Annotated in this window: 20 protein-coding genes; 13 read left to right on the top strand and 7 right to left on the bottom strand. The window is 30.6% G+C overall.

Features of this window, described 5'->3' with window-relative positions; all coding sequences use genetic code 11:
• The first annotated feature begins 85 nt into the window (after positions 1-85).
• From C820_RS03185 to C820_RS03145, 8 genes are all read left to right on the top strand, one after another.
• Positions 86-1060: a C45 family autoproteolytic acyltransferase/hydrolase gene (locus C820_RS03185; RefSeq protein ID WP_004035365.1), complete on the top strand. Its 975-nt coding sequence runs from the start codon at positions 86-88 to the stop codon at positions 1058-1060.
• A gap of 92 nt (positions 1061-1152) precedes the next feature.
• Positions 1153-2760 carry a glycoside hydrolase family 26 protein gene (locus C820_RS03180; RefSeq protein WP_004035367.1) on the top strand — a complete coding sequence of 536 codons (1608 nt, stop codon included), beginning with the start codon at positions 1153-1155 and terminating at the stop codon, positions 2758-2760.
• 193 nt (positions 2761-2953) lie between these two features.
• The gene (locus tag C820_RS14470; protein ID WP_004035369.1) at positions 2954-4033 is read left to right on the top strand and encodes a collagen-like domain-containing protein; all 1080 of its coding nucleotides are present in this window, start codon (positions 2954-2956) and stop codon (positions 4031-4033) included.
• Between the two features lie 66 nt (positions 4034-4099).
• Positions 4100-4756 (top strand): SMI1/KNR4 family protein, encoded by a 657-nt coding sequence (locus C820_RS03165; RefSeq protein ID WP_004035372.1) that lies wholly within the window; start codon positions 4100-4102, stop codon positions 4754-4756.
• A gap of 34 nt (positions 4757-4790) precedes the next feature.
• Positions 4791-5060, top strand: coding sequence for a hypothetical protein (locus tag C820_RS03160; RefSeq protein WP_004035374.1), 270 nt, complete (start codon positions 4791-4793; stop codon positions 5058-5060).
• A complete protein-coding gene (locus C820_RS03155; RefSeq protein ID WP_004035376.1) occupies positions 5057-5836 on the top strand; it encodes a hypothetical protein in 780 nt (259 codons plus the stop codon). Before C820_RS03160 ends, C820_RS03155 begins: the two co-directional genes overlap by 4 nt.
• Positions 5837-5874: 38 nt before the next feature.
• Positions 5875-6288, top strand: a complete 414-nt coding sequence (locus tag C820_RS03150) for a DUF3788 domain-containing protein (RefSeq protein ID WP_004035378.1) — start codon at positions 5875-5877, stop codon at positions 6286-6288.
• A 343-nt stretch (positions 6289-6631) separates the two neighbouring features.
• On the top strand, positions 6632-7174 hold the full coding sequence (locus C820_RS03145; protein ID WP_004035379.1) for a hypothetical protein: 543 nt from the start codon (positions 6632-6634) through the stop codon (positions 7172-7174).
• Positions 7175-7209: 35 nt separating this feature from the next.
• Here C820_RS03145 and C820_RS03140 read toward each other — a convergent pair whose 3' ends face one another.
• Entirely contained in the window at positions 7210-7866 is a 657-nt protein-coding gene (locus C820_RS03140; protein WP_004035380.1) for a transaldolase family protein, read from the bottom strand.
• Positions 7867-7889: 23 nt separating this feature from the next.
• Positions 7890-8861, bottom strand: coding sequence for a sugar-binding transcriptional regulator (locus C820_RS03135; RefSeq protein WP_004035382.1), 972 nt, complete (start codon positions 8859-8861; stop codon positions 7890-7892).
• 191 nt (positions 8862-9052) lie between these two features.
• Here C820_RS03135 and C820_RS03130 point away from each other — a divergent pair, with 191 nt between their 5' ends.
• Positions 9053-10666 carry a recombinase family protein gene (locus C820_RS03130; RefSeq protein ID WP_004035384.1) on the top strand — a complete coding sequence of 538 codons (1614 nt, stop codon included), beginning with the start codon at positions 9053-9055 and terminating at the stop codon, positions 10664-10666.
• On the opposite strand, the gene C820_RS03125 is transcribed toward C820_RS03130, so the two are convergent.
• The gene (locus C820_RS03125) at positions 10650-10826 is read right to left on the bottom strand and encodes a hypothetical protein (protein ID WP_156801410.1); all 177 of its coding nucleotides are present in this window, start codon (positions 10824-10826) and stop codon (positions 10650-10652) included. The genes C820_RS03130 and C820_RS03125 overlap by 17 nt on opposite strands.
• A 28-nt stretch (positions 10827-10854) precedes the next feature.
• On the opposite strand from C820_RS03125, the gene C820_RS03120 reads away from it, so the two are divergent.
• On the top strand, positions 10855-11139 hold the full coding sequence (locus C820_RS03120; protein WP_004035386.1) for a hypothetical protein: 285 nt from the start codon (positions 10855-10857) through the stop codon (positions 11137-11139).
• A gap of 131 nt (positions 11140-11270) precedes the next feature.
• Here C820_RS03120 and spoIIID read toward each other — a convergent pair whose 3' ends face one another.
• Positions 11271-11525 (bottom strand): sporulation transcriptional regulator SpoIIID, encoded by a 255-nt coding sequence (gene spoIIID / locus C820_RS03115; RefSeq protein WP_004035388.1) that lies wholly within the window; start codon positions 11523-11525, stop codon positions 11271-11273.
• 157 nt (positions 11526-11682) lie between these two features.
• On the opposite strand from spoIIID, the gene C820_RS03110 reads away from it, so the two are divergent.
• Positions 11683-13161: a C69 family dipeptidase gene (locus C820_RS03110; RefSeq protein WP_004035390.1), complete on the top strand. Its 1479-nt coding sequence runs from the start codon at positions 11683-11685 to the stop codon at positions 13159-13161.
• Between the two features lie 79 nt (positions 13162-13240).
• On the opposite strand, the gene C820_RS03105 is transcribed toward C820_RS03110, so the two are convergent.
• The 3 genes from C820_RS03105 to C820_RS03095 all read right to left on the bottom strand — a co-directional run bounded on the left by C820_RS03105 (position 13241) and on the right by C820_RS03095 (position 15461).
• Entirely contained in the window at positions 13241-14446 is a 1206-nt protein-coding gene (locus C820_RS03105; protein ID WP_004035392.1) for an AI-2E family transporter, read from the bottom strand.
• Positions 14447-14617: 171 nt separating this feature from the next.
• On the bottom strand, positions 14618-14872 hold the full coding sequence (locus C820_RS03100; RefSeq protein WP_004035394.1) for a hypothetical protein: 255 nt from the start codon (positions 14870-14872) through the stop codon (positions 14618-14620).
• Between the two features lie 214 nt (positions 14873-15086).
• Positions 15087-15461 carry a helix-turn-helix domain-containing protein gene (locus C820_RS03095; protein WP_004035396.1) on the bottom strand — a complete coding sequence of 125 codons (375 nt, stop codon included), beginning with the start codon at positions 15459-15461 and terminating at the stop codon, positions 15087-15089.
• Between the two features lie 214 nt (positions 15462-15675).
• Between C820_RS03095 and C820_RS03090 the strand changes: the two genes are divergently transcribed.
• Together C820_RS03090 and C820_RS03085 are read left to right on the top strand one after the other, a co-directional pair.
• Positions 15676-15888 carry a carbon storage regulator gene (locus C820_RS03090; RefSeq protein ID WP_004035398.1) on the top strand — a complete coding sequence of 71 codons (213 nt, stop codon included), beginning with the start codon at positions 15676-15678 and terminating at the stop codon, positions 15886-15888.
• A gap of 160 nt (positions 15889-16048) precedes the next feature.
• A complete protein-coding gene (locus tag C820_RS03085; protein WP_004035402.1) occupies positions 16049-17815 on the top strand; it encodes a flagellin N-terminal helical domain-containing protein in 1767 nt (588 codons plus the stop codon).
• Positions 17816-17941 lie beyond the last annotated feature (126 nt).

The following is a 17941-nucleotide window of genomic DNA, read 5'->3' as shown; positions in this document are numbered from 1 at the left end:
AAACGAAAAACTACTTGACAAAAAATTTTTAATATACTAGCTTTTGGTCAGTAAAAATTGATGTTTAAAATAAGGAGGAAAAGTTATGAGTATATGGAAAGGAAATCGTTATCAAGCTGCTTTAGAATATGGTAGTCATATTGTTAAAAATGATATTTTAAATATGATGTTAAGTGATGAAAAAAAGGCATTTACAAAAAATTGTATACCATTATATCAAGAGTATTATCCTGAAATATTAGAGGAGATAAAAGGAACTGCAAAAGGAATGTCTGTTGATTGGGAAAATATTGCTACATTTTTATTTAGTATGTATTGTTTTGATGTACAGAATAGGTGTTCTAGTTTTGCCTTTTACGATAACGGTAAAACAGTACTTGGTAAAAACAGTGATTTTTTGACATTTATAGAAAATATATGGGATAGTGTATATTATGATATAGAAGGAGGCTATCGTTTTGTAGGAAATACTACAGCATGGACAGAAATAGAAGATGGTATGAATGAATGGGGACTTGGTGTAGCTTTGACATTTGTATATCCTACTAAAATAGATTATGGACTAAATGGAGGTATGCTTTTACGTTATATTTTGGAAAAATGCCAAAATACACAACAGGCAATACAAGCAATACAAAAATTACCTATTGCTTCAGCACAAACAATTACAATAGCAGATAAAAAAGGAGAAATTGCACTTGTAGAATGTAATTGTGAAAAAGTGATTGTAACAATACCACCAAAAAATAAAAAAGCTGTTTTTGCAACAAATCACTTTGTTTCAAAAGAAATGTACTCTTATCAATATAAAGGAGAAGATGATTGTTATTCTCATAGAAGATGGCAGACACTACAAAAAGCATTTGAATATGAAAATAAATATACTATACAATATGCAATGGATTTGCTTTCAGGAAAAAAGGGATTTTTATGTCAATATGACAGACAAAAAGGTATGGATACAATATGGTCTGTAATATATGATTTAACAGAAAATAAAATGTATAGAACAAAAGGAAATCCTTCTAAAAAAGATTTTGAACAGTATAATTGTTTTTGAATAAAATTGCGAATATATGTTTCTAATATATTTGTTTTATGTTATACTAAATATTATAAATATTTTTCACTATTGTAAGGGGGGCAATATTAATGAAAAGAATAATTACATTTACTATAGCATTTGCAACGCTTTTAAATATACCAACTTATGCACAAATACCACAAGCATATTGGCAATATCAGCAACCATTTCAAAATGCAGTAGCATCAAACAACAAAGAAGAAATATTAAAAACATCAAATGCTATAATAGATATATTTAACAATTTGCCTATGGATAATGACAAAGCTGGCATACTTTTTATAACATATGAAGCATTGTATCCTATTTATGAGAGTATGGGACAATATGATAAGGCAATAGAATGTTTGAAAGAATATGTGAAATATGGGCAATATCTCAATTTTACAGATGCTGTAAAAATTGGTACAAAAAGAATAGAAAAAATAAATCCAAATGTAGAGGTATATGCACTTACAAAAGATACTTCAAAAACACCTTATTATGGTATGAAAAATGAACCAAAAAGCGGTACTTATTGGGGAAGAGTACATTCTGAAGTATCTGATGAGCCTATGAATGAAGAGAGTGCTGTTAGTTTTTATGTAGAATGTTTGCAGGAAAATATAGCAGATTATGATTATATGATAAGGCCATATGATGATGGAAAAAGAATAATACATATTGCATTGAATATGCCAAATGAAAATAGTACATTAAATAGTGTGCTACAATCTTCTTCTGATGATTATATTAAAAGCACTATGAAATATCTTTCTACATTAAAAAGCCCTGTGCTGCTTAGAATTGGTGGTGAAATGAATGTTTGGACAAATTTAGCTGACCCACAAACATTTAAAAATGCCTATATTAAAATTGCAAATATAGCAAGAGATATTGCTCCAAATGTAGCACTTGTATTTTCACCAAATGATGTTTCAAATTGGAATACAGAAATACAAAATTATTACCCTGGAGATAGCTATGTAGATTGGGTAGGTGTATCACTTTATACAAATAAATATCAAAGTGCAAATAGTGCTAAAGCAAATGAGGATTTTAGCGAAATGTTTTATGGAAATGGAGCATATTCTAATCCTATTGCAAAATTAAGAGAAATTGTAACACTTTATGGAAATAAAAAACCAATTATTATTACAGAAGGTGGCTCAGGACATACTATAAAAGGAGGAGAAAATTTAACAGACTTCGCTAAAAATAGAATAAATATGCTTTATACTTATGTAAATATGGTATATCCTCAAGTAAAAGGTATTATTTATTTTGACCAAGATATGAGTAATTCACTTTATGACTATGCACTCAATCACAATCAAATAGTAAAACAACAATATATTACTTCTGGCACAAATAATAAGGCATTTATTTCAAATCACCAAGTAAATTATGCTTATGTCAAAGCAGAACAATATAAAGATAATTTGTCAGAAATCAATTTGTATACCTATTGTATATTGCCTGGAAGTATTATAGCTTGGACAAATTACTATTTAGATGGCAATATTATTGCTTCTCCTAGAACAATTCCATTTTATTGCACAATTTCTTCTACTTCTTTAAATGTAGGAGTACATGATTTAAAAGTAGAAATAAAAGGAGAAAATGGATTTTTAAAAGTAAAAGAATATACCATTGAAAAAAGTGCTGATGGTATGATAAATATTCATGCAAAATAAAATGTATAAATAATGTAATATTGTTTAAAGTATCAATACTTTATATAATATTGTAGTTAAAGAAAACACACTATTTTATTAAAAAATAGTGTGTTTTATATTTTACAAAAAAATAAAAATGGCTGTCACTCTTTTAAAACATGTACATATATTACAAGTATAATATATCTCTCAAAAGGAGGAAAAAAGGAATATGCAAAATTACAATGATAACAGATATCGTGTTAATACTTCTTGTGGTTGCTGTGGAAATCAAAATAATTGTCGTCCTAATTGTACAGGTGGTATTCCTTGTCCTGGACCACAAGGTCCGCAAGGCCCACAAGGTCCAGTAGGCCCAGCAGGGCCACAAGGTCCAAGAGGATTACAAGGCCCACAAGGGCCACAAGGCATTACAGGAAATACAGGCCCAGTAGGAGCAACAGGACCACAAGGTGTACAAGGTTTACAGGGAGCACAAGGCCCAGCAGGAGCAACGGGGCCAGCGGGAATATCGGGACCAACAGGACCAGCAGGAGCGACAGGAGCAACAGGAGCAACAGGACCATCAGGGCCAACAGGAGCAACAGGACCATCAGGACCAGTAGGACCAACGGGACCAGCAGGAGCAACAGGACCAACGGGACCAACAGGAGCAACAGGGTCAACAGGAGCAACAGGGCCAGCAGGAGCAACAGGGCCATCAGGACCAACAGGGCCATCAGGGCCAACAGGACCATCAGGGCCAACAGGGCCAGCGGGACCAACGGGACCAGCAGGAGCAACGGGAGCAATGGGACCTGGATTAACAGCTGCTACAAATTTTGTGGCAGGAACGTCATATGTACAAGGTGATTTATTATTTTATAATGGTTCTTTATATCGTGCTAATGTAAATAATCCTTCAGGTATACCAGACAGTTCAGCAGATTTTCAACTTGTTTCGGTGGCAGGAGCAACAGGGCCAGCGGGAGCAACGGGACCAACAGGAGCGACAGGACCAACAGGAGCAACGGGACCAACAGGAGAAATAGGACCAACAGGAGCAACAGGAGTAACAGGACCAACAGGAGAAATAGGGCCAACAGGAGCGACAGGGCCAGCAGGAGCGATAGGACCAACAGGAGCGACAGGACCAACAGGAGCGACAGGGCCAGTAGGAGCAACGGGACCAACAGGAGAAATAGGGCCAACAGGAGCGATAGGACCAACAGGAGCGACAGGGCCAACAGGAGCAACAGGACCACAGGGAGCAACAGCAACATATATTTATGCAAATTTTAAAAAAATGTAGTGAATTTATATTTGAATTTATACATTATCAGTAGTATAATATTATTAAAAAAGGAGTATGACAGATATGGATATAGAACAAAGAATAAACATAATTATGAAAAAAATAGACAAGCTTTCTGATAAAAAGCTACGATTTTCTGGCGGAAAATTTCCTCCAGTATGGGAAAAACCATTGACAGAAGAACAAGTTTCAGCATTTGAAAATATACATCATATTACACTACCTCAAGACTATAAAACATTTATTACAAAAATAGCGAGTAGTGGAACACAGCCATTTTATGGACTTTATAGTATTGTTTCGGAAATACAGCAAGATGTTGCTATAAATGAAAAGTTCAAATATACTGTGAGAAATCCTTTAAATATTGCAGCACTTTCTGATGAAGAGTATGATGAATTATTTTGTGATGAAGATGAAGAACTGTCTGAACAAGAAAACGAACAACAAATTACTTTTGATGCAGGATATATTTATTTATGTCATGAAGGTTGTGGTATGTACAGCATATTAATTGTGAATACAGAGGACAAAAATACTTATGGTACCGTTTGGTATTTTGATATGGCAAATGATGCGGGAATATTTCCTCTTATTGATCCTATCAAAAAAACAACAATGAATTTTTTGGATTGGTTGGAATATTATGCAGATAGAATACTTAAGTCAGAATATTCTGAATATTTTAGTTATGGACAATTAGCTGGAATGATAGAATAATCAGATGTAAACAATAAGGAAGTGAGTATTTATAATGTACTATAAATATATTGGTATAGCAGGTATATTACTTACTGCAATGCTGTTTTCGCTGGAACTTTATGGATTACAATTGATACAAGTAATAGATAAAAGTTCTGGTACAGATTTTCGCCCTGACCCATTTGGATATTTTTCAGAACCATGTATACGAATTGCATTTATTATTACAATAATTGTTATGATATGTAATATTATGCTCTATTTGTATGGTAAAGAAATCTGTACAAAAAAACAGCAATGTGAAAAGGAGAAAGAGTTATGAAAAAAATAGCTATAATGATATTATGTTTTAATATAATGTGTATGAATGTTGTTACAACATTTGCACTAACAAAACAAAATGACATAGAATACCAAAAAATAATACAACAATTAGAAACTATGCCAGAATTATATAGTGGAGTATATATTGAAAATGATATTTTACATATTATTCCATTCAACACTGAAAAAAGTATCAAGACAGTAACAGATATAAAACAAAATGCAAATGTTGATATTGTAATAGATGAAGCAAAAGTGTATTCTTCAGAAGAATTAAATATTGCTTTTGAAATATTAAGAGAAAATAGAGAAAGTTTGGACATTACAGCATATTCTATAGACACTATAAACAATGGATTAAAAGTAATGGCAAAACAATGGACAGACGAAAAAAAGAAAAATATTATGGAAATTACAAATATTAAAAATATTCAATATATTACAGATTTAGGGTCAAGAGATACTATACTGGAAAAACAAGTACATTTTGAAAATAACCAGCCATATCACATTGTGCAGTATACTGTAAATAAACAAATGTCATATCATTTTAAAAGAGAAGAATTATATATTATTGCAGATTATATCAAAAATAATATTGATGAAAAATTTGATAGAAATCAATATGCTGCAAGGCTAGTAAAGAAACAACAAAACACCATAATACTTAGTTTCAAAGACAAACAAAAAGAACAAATAACAACACAAGGTTATTATATTTTTATAGAAAATGAAGAAGTAATTCATATTTATGCTGTTACTGAAGTAGTATAATTAAGTAGACAAATCGAAAGTCATATAAGGAGGCTATCATGCTTGATATAATACCTAATACAGAACAAATGATAACTTTAGTTGGAAAACCTTTATATGAAATATGGAATAAATTATGTGCTTTAATTGATGAAAAATATGATATGGATTGTTTGTGGAATAAAGGTGGTAAAGCCTGGACATATGAATATAAATATCGTAGAGGCGGTAAAACGTTATGTGCATTATATGCAAGAGAAAACTGTATAGGCTTTATGATTATATTAGGAAAAGATGAACAATTGAAATTTGAAAAAGATAGAGAAAATTACTCAAATGAAGTTCAAAGAATTTATGATGAAACTCAAATTTATCATGATGGAAAATGGATAATGTTTGAGCCAATAGATACTTCTTTGTTTGGTGATTTTATCAGGTTATTGAGAATTAAAAGAAAACCAAATAGAAAATAGAAAAAGTGCTGTTATACTTTAGGAGATTTTGAATGTTTATTTTATAAGGGTTTTAGTATATAAAAAATAATGATTGCTGTATTTTATGTCAGTAATGCGTTACATAATAAAAATGACTATATGTCTTATTGTTATTGTAATGATTATATGGTACTAGTACTATTTTGATAGGCTAAACAAATGAAAAGGCACGACTCTATTTGGCTTTAAAAATCTTGATTGACAAAAAACGAGAGTGGATTTTAAAGAATAGTATAATAAATCTATTAGAAATCATAGAAAATAGCCAGCTTAAGTTATTTGCTAAGGAATAAGTGCAACGAAAAATAGAAAAGAGTAAAATATGACAACAAAAAAACGTTATAAATTTATATTTTTAATAATTGCATTATTATGTATTGTAATCATAATGTATTTAAAATATATAAAAAGTCATTATAATGGAGATAATGAAGAAAATATTAAAAATACTATTTATATCATGAAGGAAAATATTGAAAAAGAAGATATTGAAATAGTAAATACTACAATAATAGAAAATTATAAAATTGTGGGATTTTGTGAAAATGAGTATATGGGAATAATTACTTTTCAAAAACAACAAAACCATTATCAATTTTATACCATACAATATCATAAACGTTATAAAAAATATGCAATATTTTCTTTTTGCTATTTTGATAAATATGATAAACAACATGATTATGATATTCTATTTAATTGCAATAAACAATTAGCTTATTTTTACAGAAGTAAAAACAATGAAAAACCACAAAAATTTGTAATAGAAAAATGTCCTGATATTATTTTTATAGATAATGGAGAGGCTAAAAATGGTGATCATGTATCGTACCAGTTTTATGATAATATGAATAAAGAATTATAAAAAAGCGGAAAATAATTTGTTTTCCGCTTTTGATATTATAAACATAATGTATCATTGCCTGTATAGTTTTTCCAAGCAGTTACAAAATCTTTTACTGCATAATCTGTATTTTTATTGTGTATTAGTTTTTCCATTAAATCTACACTAACTGTTACAGCATCAATGCCATTTATCATAAGTTCTTTTACTTGCATCATATTTTTAAAGCTTGCAGCAAGTACTTTACAATCTGTGTTATTTGTTCTGAATGTTTTTTGTATTTCCAAAGCTGCTTTTACGCCGTCTATTTCTAAATCACATATTCTATTGACATAAGGCGCTACATATGCTGCACCACAGTTTGCTGCCATAATTGCCTGCTGTACAGAATAAATACCTGTAGCAAGTGTTTTAATGCCTTCGTCTTTTAATAATTTAATTGCTTTTAGTCCATTTGGAGAGGCAGGAATTTTTACAATAATATTATTTGATAATGACATCAATTTTTTAGTTTCTGTTATAATACCTTCTACTTCATCTGATATAACTTGTACAAAAAGGTCTTTGTGTTTTGGTACAATTTCCACTAATTTCAATATATCTGCTTTGTCTTTTACGATAATAGTAGGATTGCTTGTAACCCCTTTTATGTTGTATGCTTCTACATATTCTGTAATTTTTTCATAATTTGCACTATCTAAATAAATATCCATAGTATAGCCTCCTATAATCATAATTAAATTTTATTAATACTTTCTGCTGTAATGCTGTCTGTAATTAATACATTTATAATGCCTGTAGAAATTGCTGTTTGTATAGCTTTTACTTTTTGTTCTCCAAAAGCAACACCTACTCTAACAGGTATTTTTTTTGCTTCTTCTAATGTGAGCCCTATTATTCTGTCATTTAATTCGCTTTGTATGGTATTGCCATATTTGTCAAACACTCTGCCTAATATTTCGCCTATACCGCTTTGTTCAGATAATTTTAAAAGTATATTTTTAGCATCGCTTTCTAATGCAGCAATAGAAGAATTTTCTGTTAAAGCACCTATACCAAATATACCAATATGACAACTTTTTGCTTTTTGAAGTACTGCTTTAATTTGTGGTTCTTTTAAAAGCATATTTTTGACTGTAATATCTTTAACATATAAAGGAGCTGCAAAATGATAACTGATACCGTTTACCATTTCTGCCAATTTAGAAGATAATAAACTTGCATAACTTAATCGTAAATCGTTTTTGTATGCAGTTTCTGGTATCATTGTTCCTAGTAATGGTACAACTTCTATATTTTTTGATGTTATTTGACTTCCTATTTTATATCGTTCAAAAGCATCAACAACTTTTTTCATAGTATGTCCCCAAGCAATACCTAGCGTCATATCACTTTTTAATATTCTAGCAATATAGTTTGCAGCTTGTTTTGCTACTAAAATATCTATGTCTTTTATATTGTTTACTTTTACAGCAATGACTTCTTTTAGATGATATTTTGTTTCTAGTTCTTTTTCTAACTCAATTGCGTTTTCTGCTGGAAAGTCTATAATGATTTTGATATATCCTTCTTTTTTTGCTTTTGTTAATGCTCTAGAAACTGTAGTGCGAGATACATTTAATTTTTTAGCAATTTCATCTTGAAGCATTTCTTGTTGGTAGTACATATCTGCTATTCTTAATAAAAATCTTTCGTCATTTTTTGCCATAACATACCCTCTTATTTTGCACATATAACACATATTGTAATTATGTTCATAATTTTATTATATTTAAAAAAGTATTTTTGTCAATAGCTATTTTTTATTTATCATAACAAAAAGTGATTTTACATATTTTTAATAATAACAATAATAAGAGATATAGGGAGAAGTAGTCATAATAGAAAGAGGAGAAAAATATGGCACGTATTAGAAAACAGAAGCAACAAAAACAACATTGTAATATAGGAGTATATATTAGAATTTCTAAAGAAGATGGAAATGAGCAGAGTTTAAGTGTAATTAATCAAAAAAAAATTATATTAGAATATTTAGAAAATAATTTTAGAGAAGAATATAAAATAGTAGATATTTATATTGATGATGGTATAACAGGCACAGATTATTATCGTCCAGAATTTCAAAGAATGATACAAGATATGGAAAAAGGAAATATTAATTGTATTATTTGCAAAAATTTATCTAGAATGTTCCGTAATTATTCCGACCAAGGGTATTTTTTAGAAAAAGTATTTCCTTTTCATGGTGTTAGATTTATTACAATAAGCGAACCTAAAATAGATAGTTTTTTGTATCCAGATGTTTTAAATGGCTTAGAAATTCCTATAAATGGTTTAATGAATGACCGTTTTGCAGCAAAAACTTCTCGTGATATTAGAGATACTTTTGACACAAAAAGAAGAAAAGGTGAATTTATAGGTGCATTTGCTCCTTATGGCTATCAAAAAGATGTAAAAGATAAAAATAAACTTGTCATTGATGAACAAGTGGCAGATATTGTAAAAAATATTTATAAATGGTTTGTTTATGATGGTATGAGTAAACAGGGTATTGCAAAATATCTCAATGAACAAGGAGTGTTAAATCCATCAGCATATAAAAGAAATAAAGGTTTTCATTACTATAATCCTAAAAAAGAGATGTGTGATATTTATTGGAGTGCTTCTACTGTTTCTGCTATATTAAAAAATGAAGTGTATATTGGTACTATGGTACAAGGAAAACAAAAAGTAATAAGTTATAAAGTACACAATGTAGTTTCTGTACCAGAAAAAGACTGGTATATTGTACCACATACACATCAAGCAATTATTGAAAAAGAACTCTTTCAAAAAGCACAGCATTTGCAGCTGAGAGATACAAGAGTTGCTCCAAAAAATAAAAAAGTACATATTCTGGCAGGACTAATATATTGTGCAGATTGTAAAAGAGCAATGACAAGACAAAAAACGAAACAAAATGTGTATTATTATTGTAGAACGTACAAAGAAAAATCAAAAAGCTTGTGTACAAAACACAGTATAAAAGAACAGATGATACTAAAAATTGTTTTAACAGTACTTCAAAAGCAAATTTCATTATTTTGTAATATAGATGAAATTGTAGAAGTAATAGCTACTACAGAAAAATATAATACAATGTATACTCAGAATATAATAGAAATTAAAAAAAAGGATATTCAAAAATACAATTATGCCATTGATATACTTTATGAAGATTGGAAAAAGAAATATATAGATTTTGAACAATATAATAGATTAAAATTAAAATATGAAATGCAAATAAAACAAATGGAACAGAGTATACAAAATGCTTTGAAAAATAGTAGTACTGTTCAAAAAGAAATAGAAAAACAAAAACAATATAAAAAAACATTTTTAAAATATCAAAATATTACTAATTTAAATAGAGGAATATTAGTAGAACTAATTAAAAAAATTTTGATATATGAAAACAATAAAATAGAAATTGTATTTTGCTTTACTAATCCTTATATTACAAAAGTAGAGTAAAATGTTTTGCATAAATAAATGTTTCAACAGGGGCAACGGGGGCAACAGGTGTTATCTCAACAAATGTATTAAATGCTATAAATAATGCAGAACAGACACCAACAGCAGCAAATACTGCTTTAATATTTGACACAAATAGAGCAGAAGCAGGTACGGGCATACAACATACTGCAGGTACAGGAGATTTTGTGTTAAATGAAACAGGAATTTATGTAATACACTATGATACTACAACAAGTGATGCAGCAGGAGTAACACCACCTATTACAGCAACACTGCATTTAGAACAAGATGGCGTTAAAATACAAGGAAGTTCTTCTTCTGCAACAATTACTGAATTAAACCAAGCAACAACATTAGCAAGTAATGCAATTGTTACTGTAGTAACCCCTCCTTCTACTATTAGGTTAATTGCAAGCAATACGAGTGCAGATTATGCAGAAGCAAATATAACAATCATGAAATTAGACTAAACAATAATACTCCTTATAAAAATAAATAAATGCCATATTATATGCTATAAAAACCTCCTATTATATAAACAATAGAAAAGAGATACAACGAATTTGTTGTATCTCTTTTTGACTTAGTTAGAATACTATATTTATTTTAATTTGTGAAGATATTTTTCTTTTGTGGCTAAACCACCTCTGATATGTCTTTCTGCTTTATTAACTTCTAATACTCTACGTACATCTTTTGCTAGGTCAGGGTTAATTTTTTCTACTCTATCTGTAATATCTTTGTGTACAGTACTTTTGCTAATACCAAATTTTTTAGCTGTTTCTCTTACTGTAGCATTAGAATGTATCATAAAATTTGCAATTTCAACAGCCCTTTCTTCTATATATGTTTTCAAAAATCAGCACTCCTCTATACTTTATCATAATTATGTATATGCCTGAAATAAATGGAATATGAAAATATATGATTTTGTGATATGTTATTGAAAAGAATAGAAAAATGTGTTTTAATAATATTATGTATAAATATTATATTTTGAGGAGGAAATATACATGAAAAAAAGAGTATGTAGTTTATTACTTACAACAGTGCTTGCACTTTCTGGCACTGTAAGTGCATTTGCCTGTACAGGTACTATTATAGGCAAAAATATGTCTGAAGACGGCACAACGCTTGTAGCAAGAACAGAAGACATAGGAGGGGGACACACAAAACGTTATTTAGTACAGCCAGCAATGCAGTATGCACAAGGTGCAGTATTTCAAGACAGAAACACAGGATTTACTTATCCTCAACCAGCAAATGCTTATAAATATACATATGTACCAGATGCAGATGTAGAAGGTGATGGCATTTATGGTGAAATTGGTTTTAATGAATTTGGTGTATATGTAGATGCTACAATTTCTGCTTCTCCAAATGAGCAGGCGGAAAATGCAGACCCATTTGTAGAAGATGGATTTAGAGAGGCAAATATGGTTTCAATATTGTTGCCAAGAGTAAAAACAGCAAAAGAAGGTGTAGAATTAGTTGCTTCTATTGTAGAAGAAAAAGGTGCGGCAGAGGGAAATATACTTGTTATAGGTGACAGTAATGAAGTATGGTATATTGAAATTTATACAGGACATAGATATGCAGCGATAAAAGTGCCTGATGATGCTTGTATGGTATTTCCAAACTGTTTTATGCTGGGAGAGGTAAATTTAGAAGATAAAGAAAATGTTATGGCTTCTGAAGATTTGATTACATTTGCACAACAAAATGGTTTTTATAAGGAATATAATGGAAAATTTCATGCAGCACTTTCTTATGGAGAAGAACTGACAGAAGGAAATAGGCAAAGACTTTGGGGAGGCCAAAACTTTTTAGCACCTAGCAAAAATATTTCCTATAATACAGAGGTATTTGATTTGTTTATGACACCAGATGATAAAGTATCATTACAAGATGTTATGGAATTACAAAAATATCGTTATGAAGGAACTGAATATAATGCAAATTTAGAAAAAAATGCAGAAGTAAGAGAAATTGGTACAGAAAGACAAGCAGAGTGTCATGTATTACAAATAAAACCAAATTATCCATCAGAATTAGGTGGCATTATGTGGCTTGCTATGGGAAATGCAGAACATTCTGTTTATTTGCCAACATACGGAAATATTACAGACACTCATGAAGCATATAAATCAAGTTCATTGAACTATAGCCCAGATTGTGCTTATTGGATATTCCGTAGTGTTGCCACATTGGCAGAATTAGATAGAGAAAAATTCGGTTCTTCTGTAAGAGAATACTGGACAGAGTATCAGCAGAATTTAATAAATAATCAACAAGAAGTAGACAAAAAAGTATTAGAATTGTATGCACAAAGTCCACAACAAGCAGCACAATATACTACAAAACAAGGTATTGCTATAGCAGAAGATGCTATGCAAAAAGCAAAAACAATATATGAAGAATTAATGACATATGTTGCGGCAGAAGGCGGCAGACCAAATAAAGAGGCATTTGTACCTTCTATAGCAAAATAAAATAATAACAAAATATAAAAAAGCCAAACATTGAGGACAATACCTTTTAGAGAGAACATTGTCCTCAATGCTTTTTTATTTATGGTATATTTTTGTAGTCATCAGTATTGGTAGAAAGTTCTTTTTTCTGCAATGCTTTGTTTACAGCTTGAGAAATAAGATGATATGCTACAGCGAAGAAGGGAACGCCTATTATCATACCAAAAAATCCCATTAAACCGCCAAAAAACAATATAGAGAACAATACCCAAAAACTACTTAATCCTGTAGAGTCACCCAATATTTTAGGGCCTAAAATGTTACCATCAAATTGCTGCAAAACAAATATAAATATTATAAAATAAAGGCTTTGCATAGGAGAAACTAATAAAAGCAATATAAAACTGGGTACAGCACCAATAAAAGGACCAAAAAATGGTATAATGTTTGTAATACCAATAATAACGCTGATTAACATAGTATAAGGCATTTTCATTAATGTTAGACAAATATAACAAATGATACCTATAATTAAAGAGTCAATTAATTTGCCTATAATAAAGCCGCCAAATACTTGATGAACAAAGCGAATTTCGTGTATTATGGCACTGCCGAGTTTTTTATTAAATATACTGTATATTATTTTTTTTGCTTGTGAAGCAAATGTTGTTTTGCAATTGAGTACATAAACTGCAACAATAATGCCTATTAAAAAATTTTTCAAAAAAGAAAATATCCTATAAACACCTGTGGAAACATTAGAAACAAGTGTCTGTATTGTTTGTATAGTTGGTATCAAAGAAGTATCAAACCATTGCTGTAAATTTTGGCTAGCTTGATTGTAATAATCAGAGAAAATTTTTCGTGCTTGAGGGTTATTTTCAAAAATTGTATCTAGCCAAGAATATACTTTATCAATACTTTCTGGAACTAAGTCCACAATACCTAATATACTTTTGTAAAGCTGTGGTACAACCATCCAAAAAAAACCCGTTAGTACAGCTATCATAAGAAGTAGTGTAATAAATGTACTGAGTGCTTTTGCAAGAGATTTTCCTTTTTTGATTGTCATTTTTTGTATTAAAAAAGGCTCTATTCTTTTTTCAATTTTGTTATATACAGGCGTCAAAAGGTAAGCCAATATAAGGCCATAACTAATAGGTGATAATATATTCAATATAATTTTGATACCATAAAAAATATTTTGGAGTTTAAAAAGGAAAAAGAAAAACAATATAGAAGCAGAAATTGCACCAAATAATGTAACACCTTTCCAAAAATAACTCATCTTTTCGTCATTATGCAATAGAAATACCTCCTATGAAAAATATTTGTATTATTCTACCAAAATAAAAACAAATATGCAATAAAAAAGCTATACTGGAACCACAGTCTGGAAGTTTTTTCAGTGCCTCCAGACTGGGTAAAAAAAAAGCCAGTAGAGGCAGAGAAAAATGATATATTTTATTTTATTACATTATTTTAAATAGTGATTTGTAAAAAAATAAAAATCTCTCATAGCTTGTTTATAAATACCCACAGTTAACAATATAATGTAATCTGTTTCCAGTTCTTCATAAACAAAAAATGCCTCATTAGACTGTAACTGCTCAGCAATAGCTGCTTTTTTAGCAATTAAGTCTTTATTCTGTTGACGAATTTGATGTATTTTCTCTGCTATGTACTCATTTACAAATTTTTCTAATTTTTGCTCGAATTCCCTTTCTACCAAAATATCAATTCCCTTCTAATATTTGTATTGCGTAATATTGTCATGTAACTATGCTGCCCTCCTTTCTTTTTTTGTGCTACACAAATATTTAGCACGGCATTCAAAAAAGTTTTCACCTCCTTTATATAGCTACCATGTACATAGGGAAAGATAAAAATAGTGTTACTGTAAAAAAACAAGGCTTTTGCTAATAAATGCAAAAGCCTTGTTGGTGTCAATTTTTGTCTGTTTGCTTTATTTCGACACGAGGTTTTATAAATTTAATTAAAGACAATATAAAAAGAATTTCGTCTTCCGTAGAATTATACAAATAGGCATTTAGGGCATCTAAAGCAGAATTATTTTGTTTTTGGGGCGATGTGTTAATGTCTTGACTGCCTTTGATGAGGTAATCTGTAGATACATGAAAAATTTCAGAAAGACGATATAATTTTTCAATACTTATGCCGCTTGTACCACGCTCTACCAAACCAATAAAGGAAGGAGAAACATCTAAAAGCTCGCAAAGTTTTTCTATAGTTAATTTATTTTTAAGTCTTTGATCACGTATTCTTTTGCCTATTTCTTTTTGACTGAATGAAAATGACATAATATAATTCACCCCCATTGTGAACATTTTATTAAAAAAAGGGGTCGTTCACCATATAGTAAAACAATTAAAAAAAATAATAGTAAAACTATTAAGTTTTAAAATAGTGAGCCGATATAATAAGCAAGAGGGAAAAAAATAGTAAAATTTAAGTAATTTTTTTTACCCTTTAACAATAGTAACACTATTATTTCAAATTCAAGGAGGACTATTCATGTTATCAGTAGGAAGGAATCCCGGAGAGTACATTGTCATAGGAGATAACATTATTGTAGAAGTTGTTTCTATAGACAACTGCTTGCGATTAGCGATAGATGCACCAAAAGAAATGAGTATTGAACGTGGTGAGAATTATGAAAAGACGCACGACGTACCAGAATGTATTAAAAGAACAAGGGCATTAGGAGGAGCGAAACGCAAGCGTTAAAAAGTGATTTTAATCTATGTAGGAGAGAGGGCCCCTTTACTACAGAGATTGAAATATAACGTGGGACAGTGTCCCACAATCAAATAGAAAACGAAAATAAAAAAATAAAAACAATGGGGGAGAAAGGATACTCCCCGTCAAATTCAAGGAGGTCGTATTTATGATTATTCAACATAATATTCCAGCTTTAAATTCTTATAACAGATTAGGTGCAAACAATGCAGCAGTAGCTAAAAACTTGAAAAAATTGTCATCTGGTTACAAAATCAATAGTGCAGCTGACAACGCAGCAGGTTTGGCAATTTCTGAAAAAATGAGAGCTCAAATCACAGGTTTGGAAGCTTGCCAACAGAACTCTAAAGATGGTATTTCTTTAGTACAAACAGCTGAAGGTGCTTTGACAGAAGTTCACTCTATGTTAAACAGAATGGTAGAACTTTCTACATTGGCATCAAACGGAACATACTCTGACAGTAACAGAGAAAAATTACAAGACGAAATCGTTGAACTTCAAAGTGAAATCGATAGAATTGCAGACTCCACAAATTTCAACGGTATTGATTTGTTAAATGGTAACTTATCTGACACAGCTGTAACAAGCTCAAAAGGTGCTACTGATGTAACAACAAAATTCCATACAAGTATATCTGTAGAAGATTTTGATGCTACAAGAGGACAGTACAAAACAGCAGCTGTTACTCCAGCTCCTACTACAGGTGGTAGTGGTACAGGTGGTGCTTTAGCAAGTGGCGATAAAATTACTTACAATTTTGAGTTCACAGATGCAGAAGGCAATGTTAAAACAGAGTCTCTCAGCTTTACTTATAAATCAGGTACAGCAAATATAGAAGCAGATAAGCTGATAGCGGCTGATGGTACAGAATATGAAATTTCAACAGTAGCGGCACCTGGTACATTAGTACAAACAAGTTGGGATACTGCAGTAAAAGCAGAATTACAGAAAAATGAAACAATAGGTGAAAACTTTAAAGTTACAGTTAATGCTGCTGGAGATGTTATATTAGACTCTAAAGAAACAGGTGCTAATACATTAAAATATACAGGTGTTAACAGGGTTGTTACAAATGGTAAAACAGGTGCTAATACAACAGATTTAGCAGTAGATGCTACAGAAGTAAAACAAGCAGAAAATTCAGCACAATATGTTGATATGTCTACTTTAGCTGCATATGATGGAACAAATTTAGAAAAGGCTACATTTGAAGTAAATGGTAAAAAATTTGTATTTATTGCAAATGGTAGTGACACAGCAGAAAATTTGCAGAAATTGAAAGATGCAGGTATTGAACATTATGTTACATGTGCAGCAGCAGGTGCTCCTGCAGCAGCAGATGTTAAAGCTATGGTAGAAAAAATTAATTTTGAAACTGGTATCAATGCATCACAAGGTAAATATACAGCAGCTACAGGTGCAACAGGTACAGCTCAAAATAAATGGGAAGCAGATGCTACTAAAACAACAGTTATATTCCGTCCAGCACCAGCAAGCAGCACAACAAAAGGCGGAAACGGCTTAAATCTTCAAATTGGTGATACTGCTGATGATTTCAATAGAATACAAGTAAGTATTCAAGACTGCCATGCTAAAGCATTGGGTGTAGGAAAAATTGATGTTTCTACAGAAAAGAGTGCAGCAAGTGGTATTCAAGATATTAAAGATGCTATTGACACTGTTTCCAAAATCAGAGCTAAATTGGGTGCTACTCAAAACAGATTAGACCATACACTCAACAACTTGGAAACAACAACAGAAAACTTGACAGAGTCCGAAAGCCGTATCAGAGATACAGACATGGCAAAAGAAATGATGCAGTACACAAAGAACAATATTCTTGTTCAGTCTTCTCAAGCTATGTTGGCTCAAGCAAATCAGTTGCCTCAAGGCGTTCTTCAGTTATTACAATAATAACAATCAATTTGTATTTATTACAAATTTCTCTAATAAACAAAACAAAGCGAAAATTAAAAAGGGCTGGCAAACTGTCAGCCTTTTTTATTTCATAAAAAAGGAAGTGAGGTATTTTCTCACTTC

Source organism: Clostridium sp. MD294, from assembly GCF_000364165.2.
Classification (GTDB): Bacteria; Bacillota; Clostridia; order Lachnospirales; family Anaerotignaceae; genus Coprocola.
The sequence above is the reverse complement of the archived record's forward strand: the minus strand, read 5'-3'. Positions and strand labels throughout refer to the sequence as shown.

Coding starts and splice junctions, on each gene's coding strand:
- C820_RS03185 (WP_004035365.1), top strand. CDS start 86: ATGAGTATATGGAAAGGAAATCGTTATCAAGCTGCTTTAGAATATGGT.
- C820_RS03180 (WP_004035367.1), top strand. CDS start 1,153: ATGAAAAGAATAATTACATTTACTATAGCATTTGCAACGCTTTTAAAT.
- C820_RS14470 (WP_004035369.1), top strand. CDS start 2,954: ATGCAAAATTACAATGATAACAGATATCGTGTTAATACTTCTTGTGGT.
- C820_RS03165 (WP_004035372.1), top strand. CDS start 4,100: ATGGATATAGAACAAAGAATAAACATAATTATGAAAAAAATAGACAAG.
- C820_RS03160 (WP_004035374.1), top strand. CDS start 4,791: ATGTACTATAAATATATTGGTATAGCAGGTATATTACTTACTGCAATG.
- C820_RS03155 (WP_004035376.1), top strand. CDS start 5,057: ATGAAAAAAATAGCTATAATGATATTATGTTTTAATATAATGTGTATG.
- C820_RS03150 (WP_004035378.1), top strand. CDS start 5,875: ATGCTTGATATAATACCTAATACAGAACAAATGATAACTTTAGTTGGA.
- C820_RS03145 (WP_004035379.1), top strand. CDS start 6,632: ATGACAACAAAAAAACGTTATAAATTTATATTTTTAATAATTGCATTA.
- C820_RS03140 (WP_004035380.1), bottom strand. CDS start 7,866: ATGGATATTTATTTAGATAGTGCAAATTATGAAAAAATTACAGAATAT.
- C820_RS03135 (WP_004035382.1), bottom strand. CDS start 8,861: ATGGCAAAAAATGACGAAAGATTTTTATTAAGAATAGCAGATATGTAC.
- C820_RS03130 (WP_004035384.1), top strand. CDS start 9,053: ATGGCACGTATTAGAAAACAGAAGCAACAAAAACAACATTGTAATATA.
- C820_RS03125 (WP_156801410.1), bottom strand. CDS start 10,826: ATGCCCGTACCTGCTTCTGCTCTATTTGTGTCAAATATTAAAGCAGTA.
- C820_RS03110 (WP_004035390.1), top strand. CDS start 11,683: ATGAAAAAAAGAGTATGTAGTTTATTACTTACAACAGTGCTTGCACTT.
- C820_RS03095 (WP_004035396.1), bottom strand. CDS start 15,461: ATGTCATTTTCATTCAGTCAAAAAGAAATAGGCAAAAGAATACGTGAT.
- C820_RS03090 (WP_004035398.1), top strand. CDS start 15,676: ATGTTATCAGTAGGAAGGAATCCCGGAGAGTACATTGTCATAGGAGAT.
- C820_RS03085 (WP_004035402.1), top strand. CDS start 16,049: ATGATTATTCAACATAATATTCCAGCTTTAAATTCTTATAACAGATTA.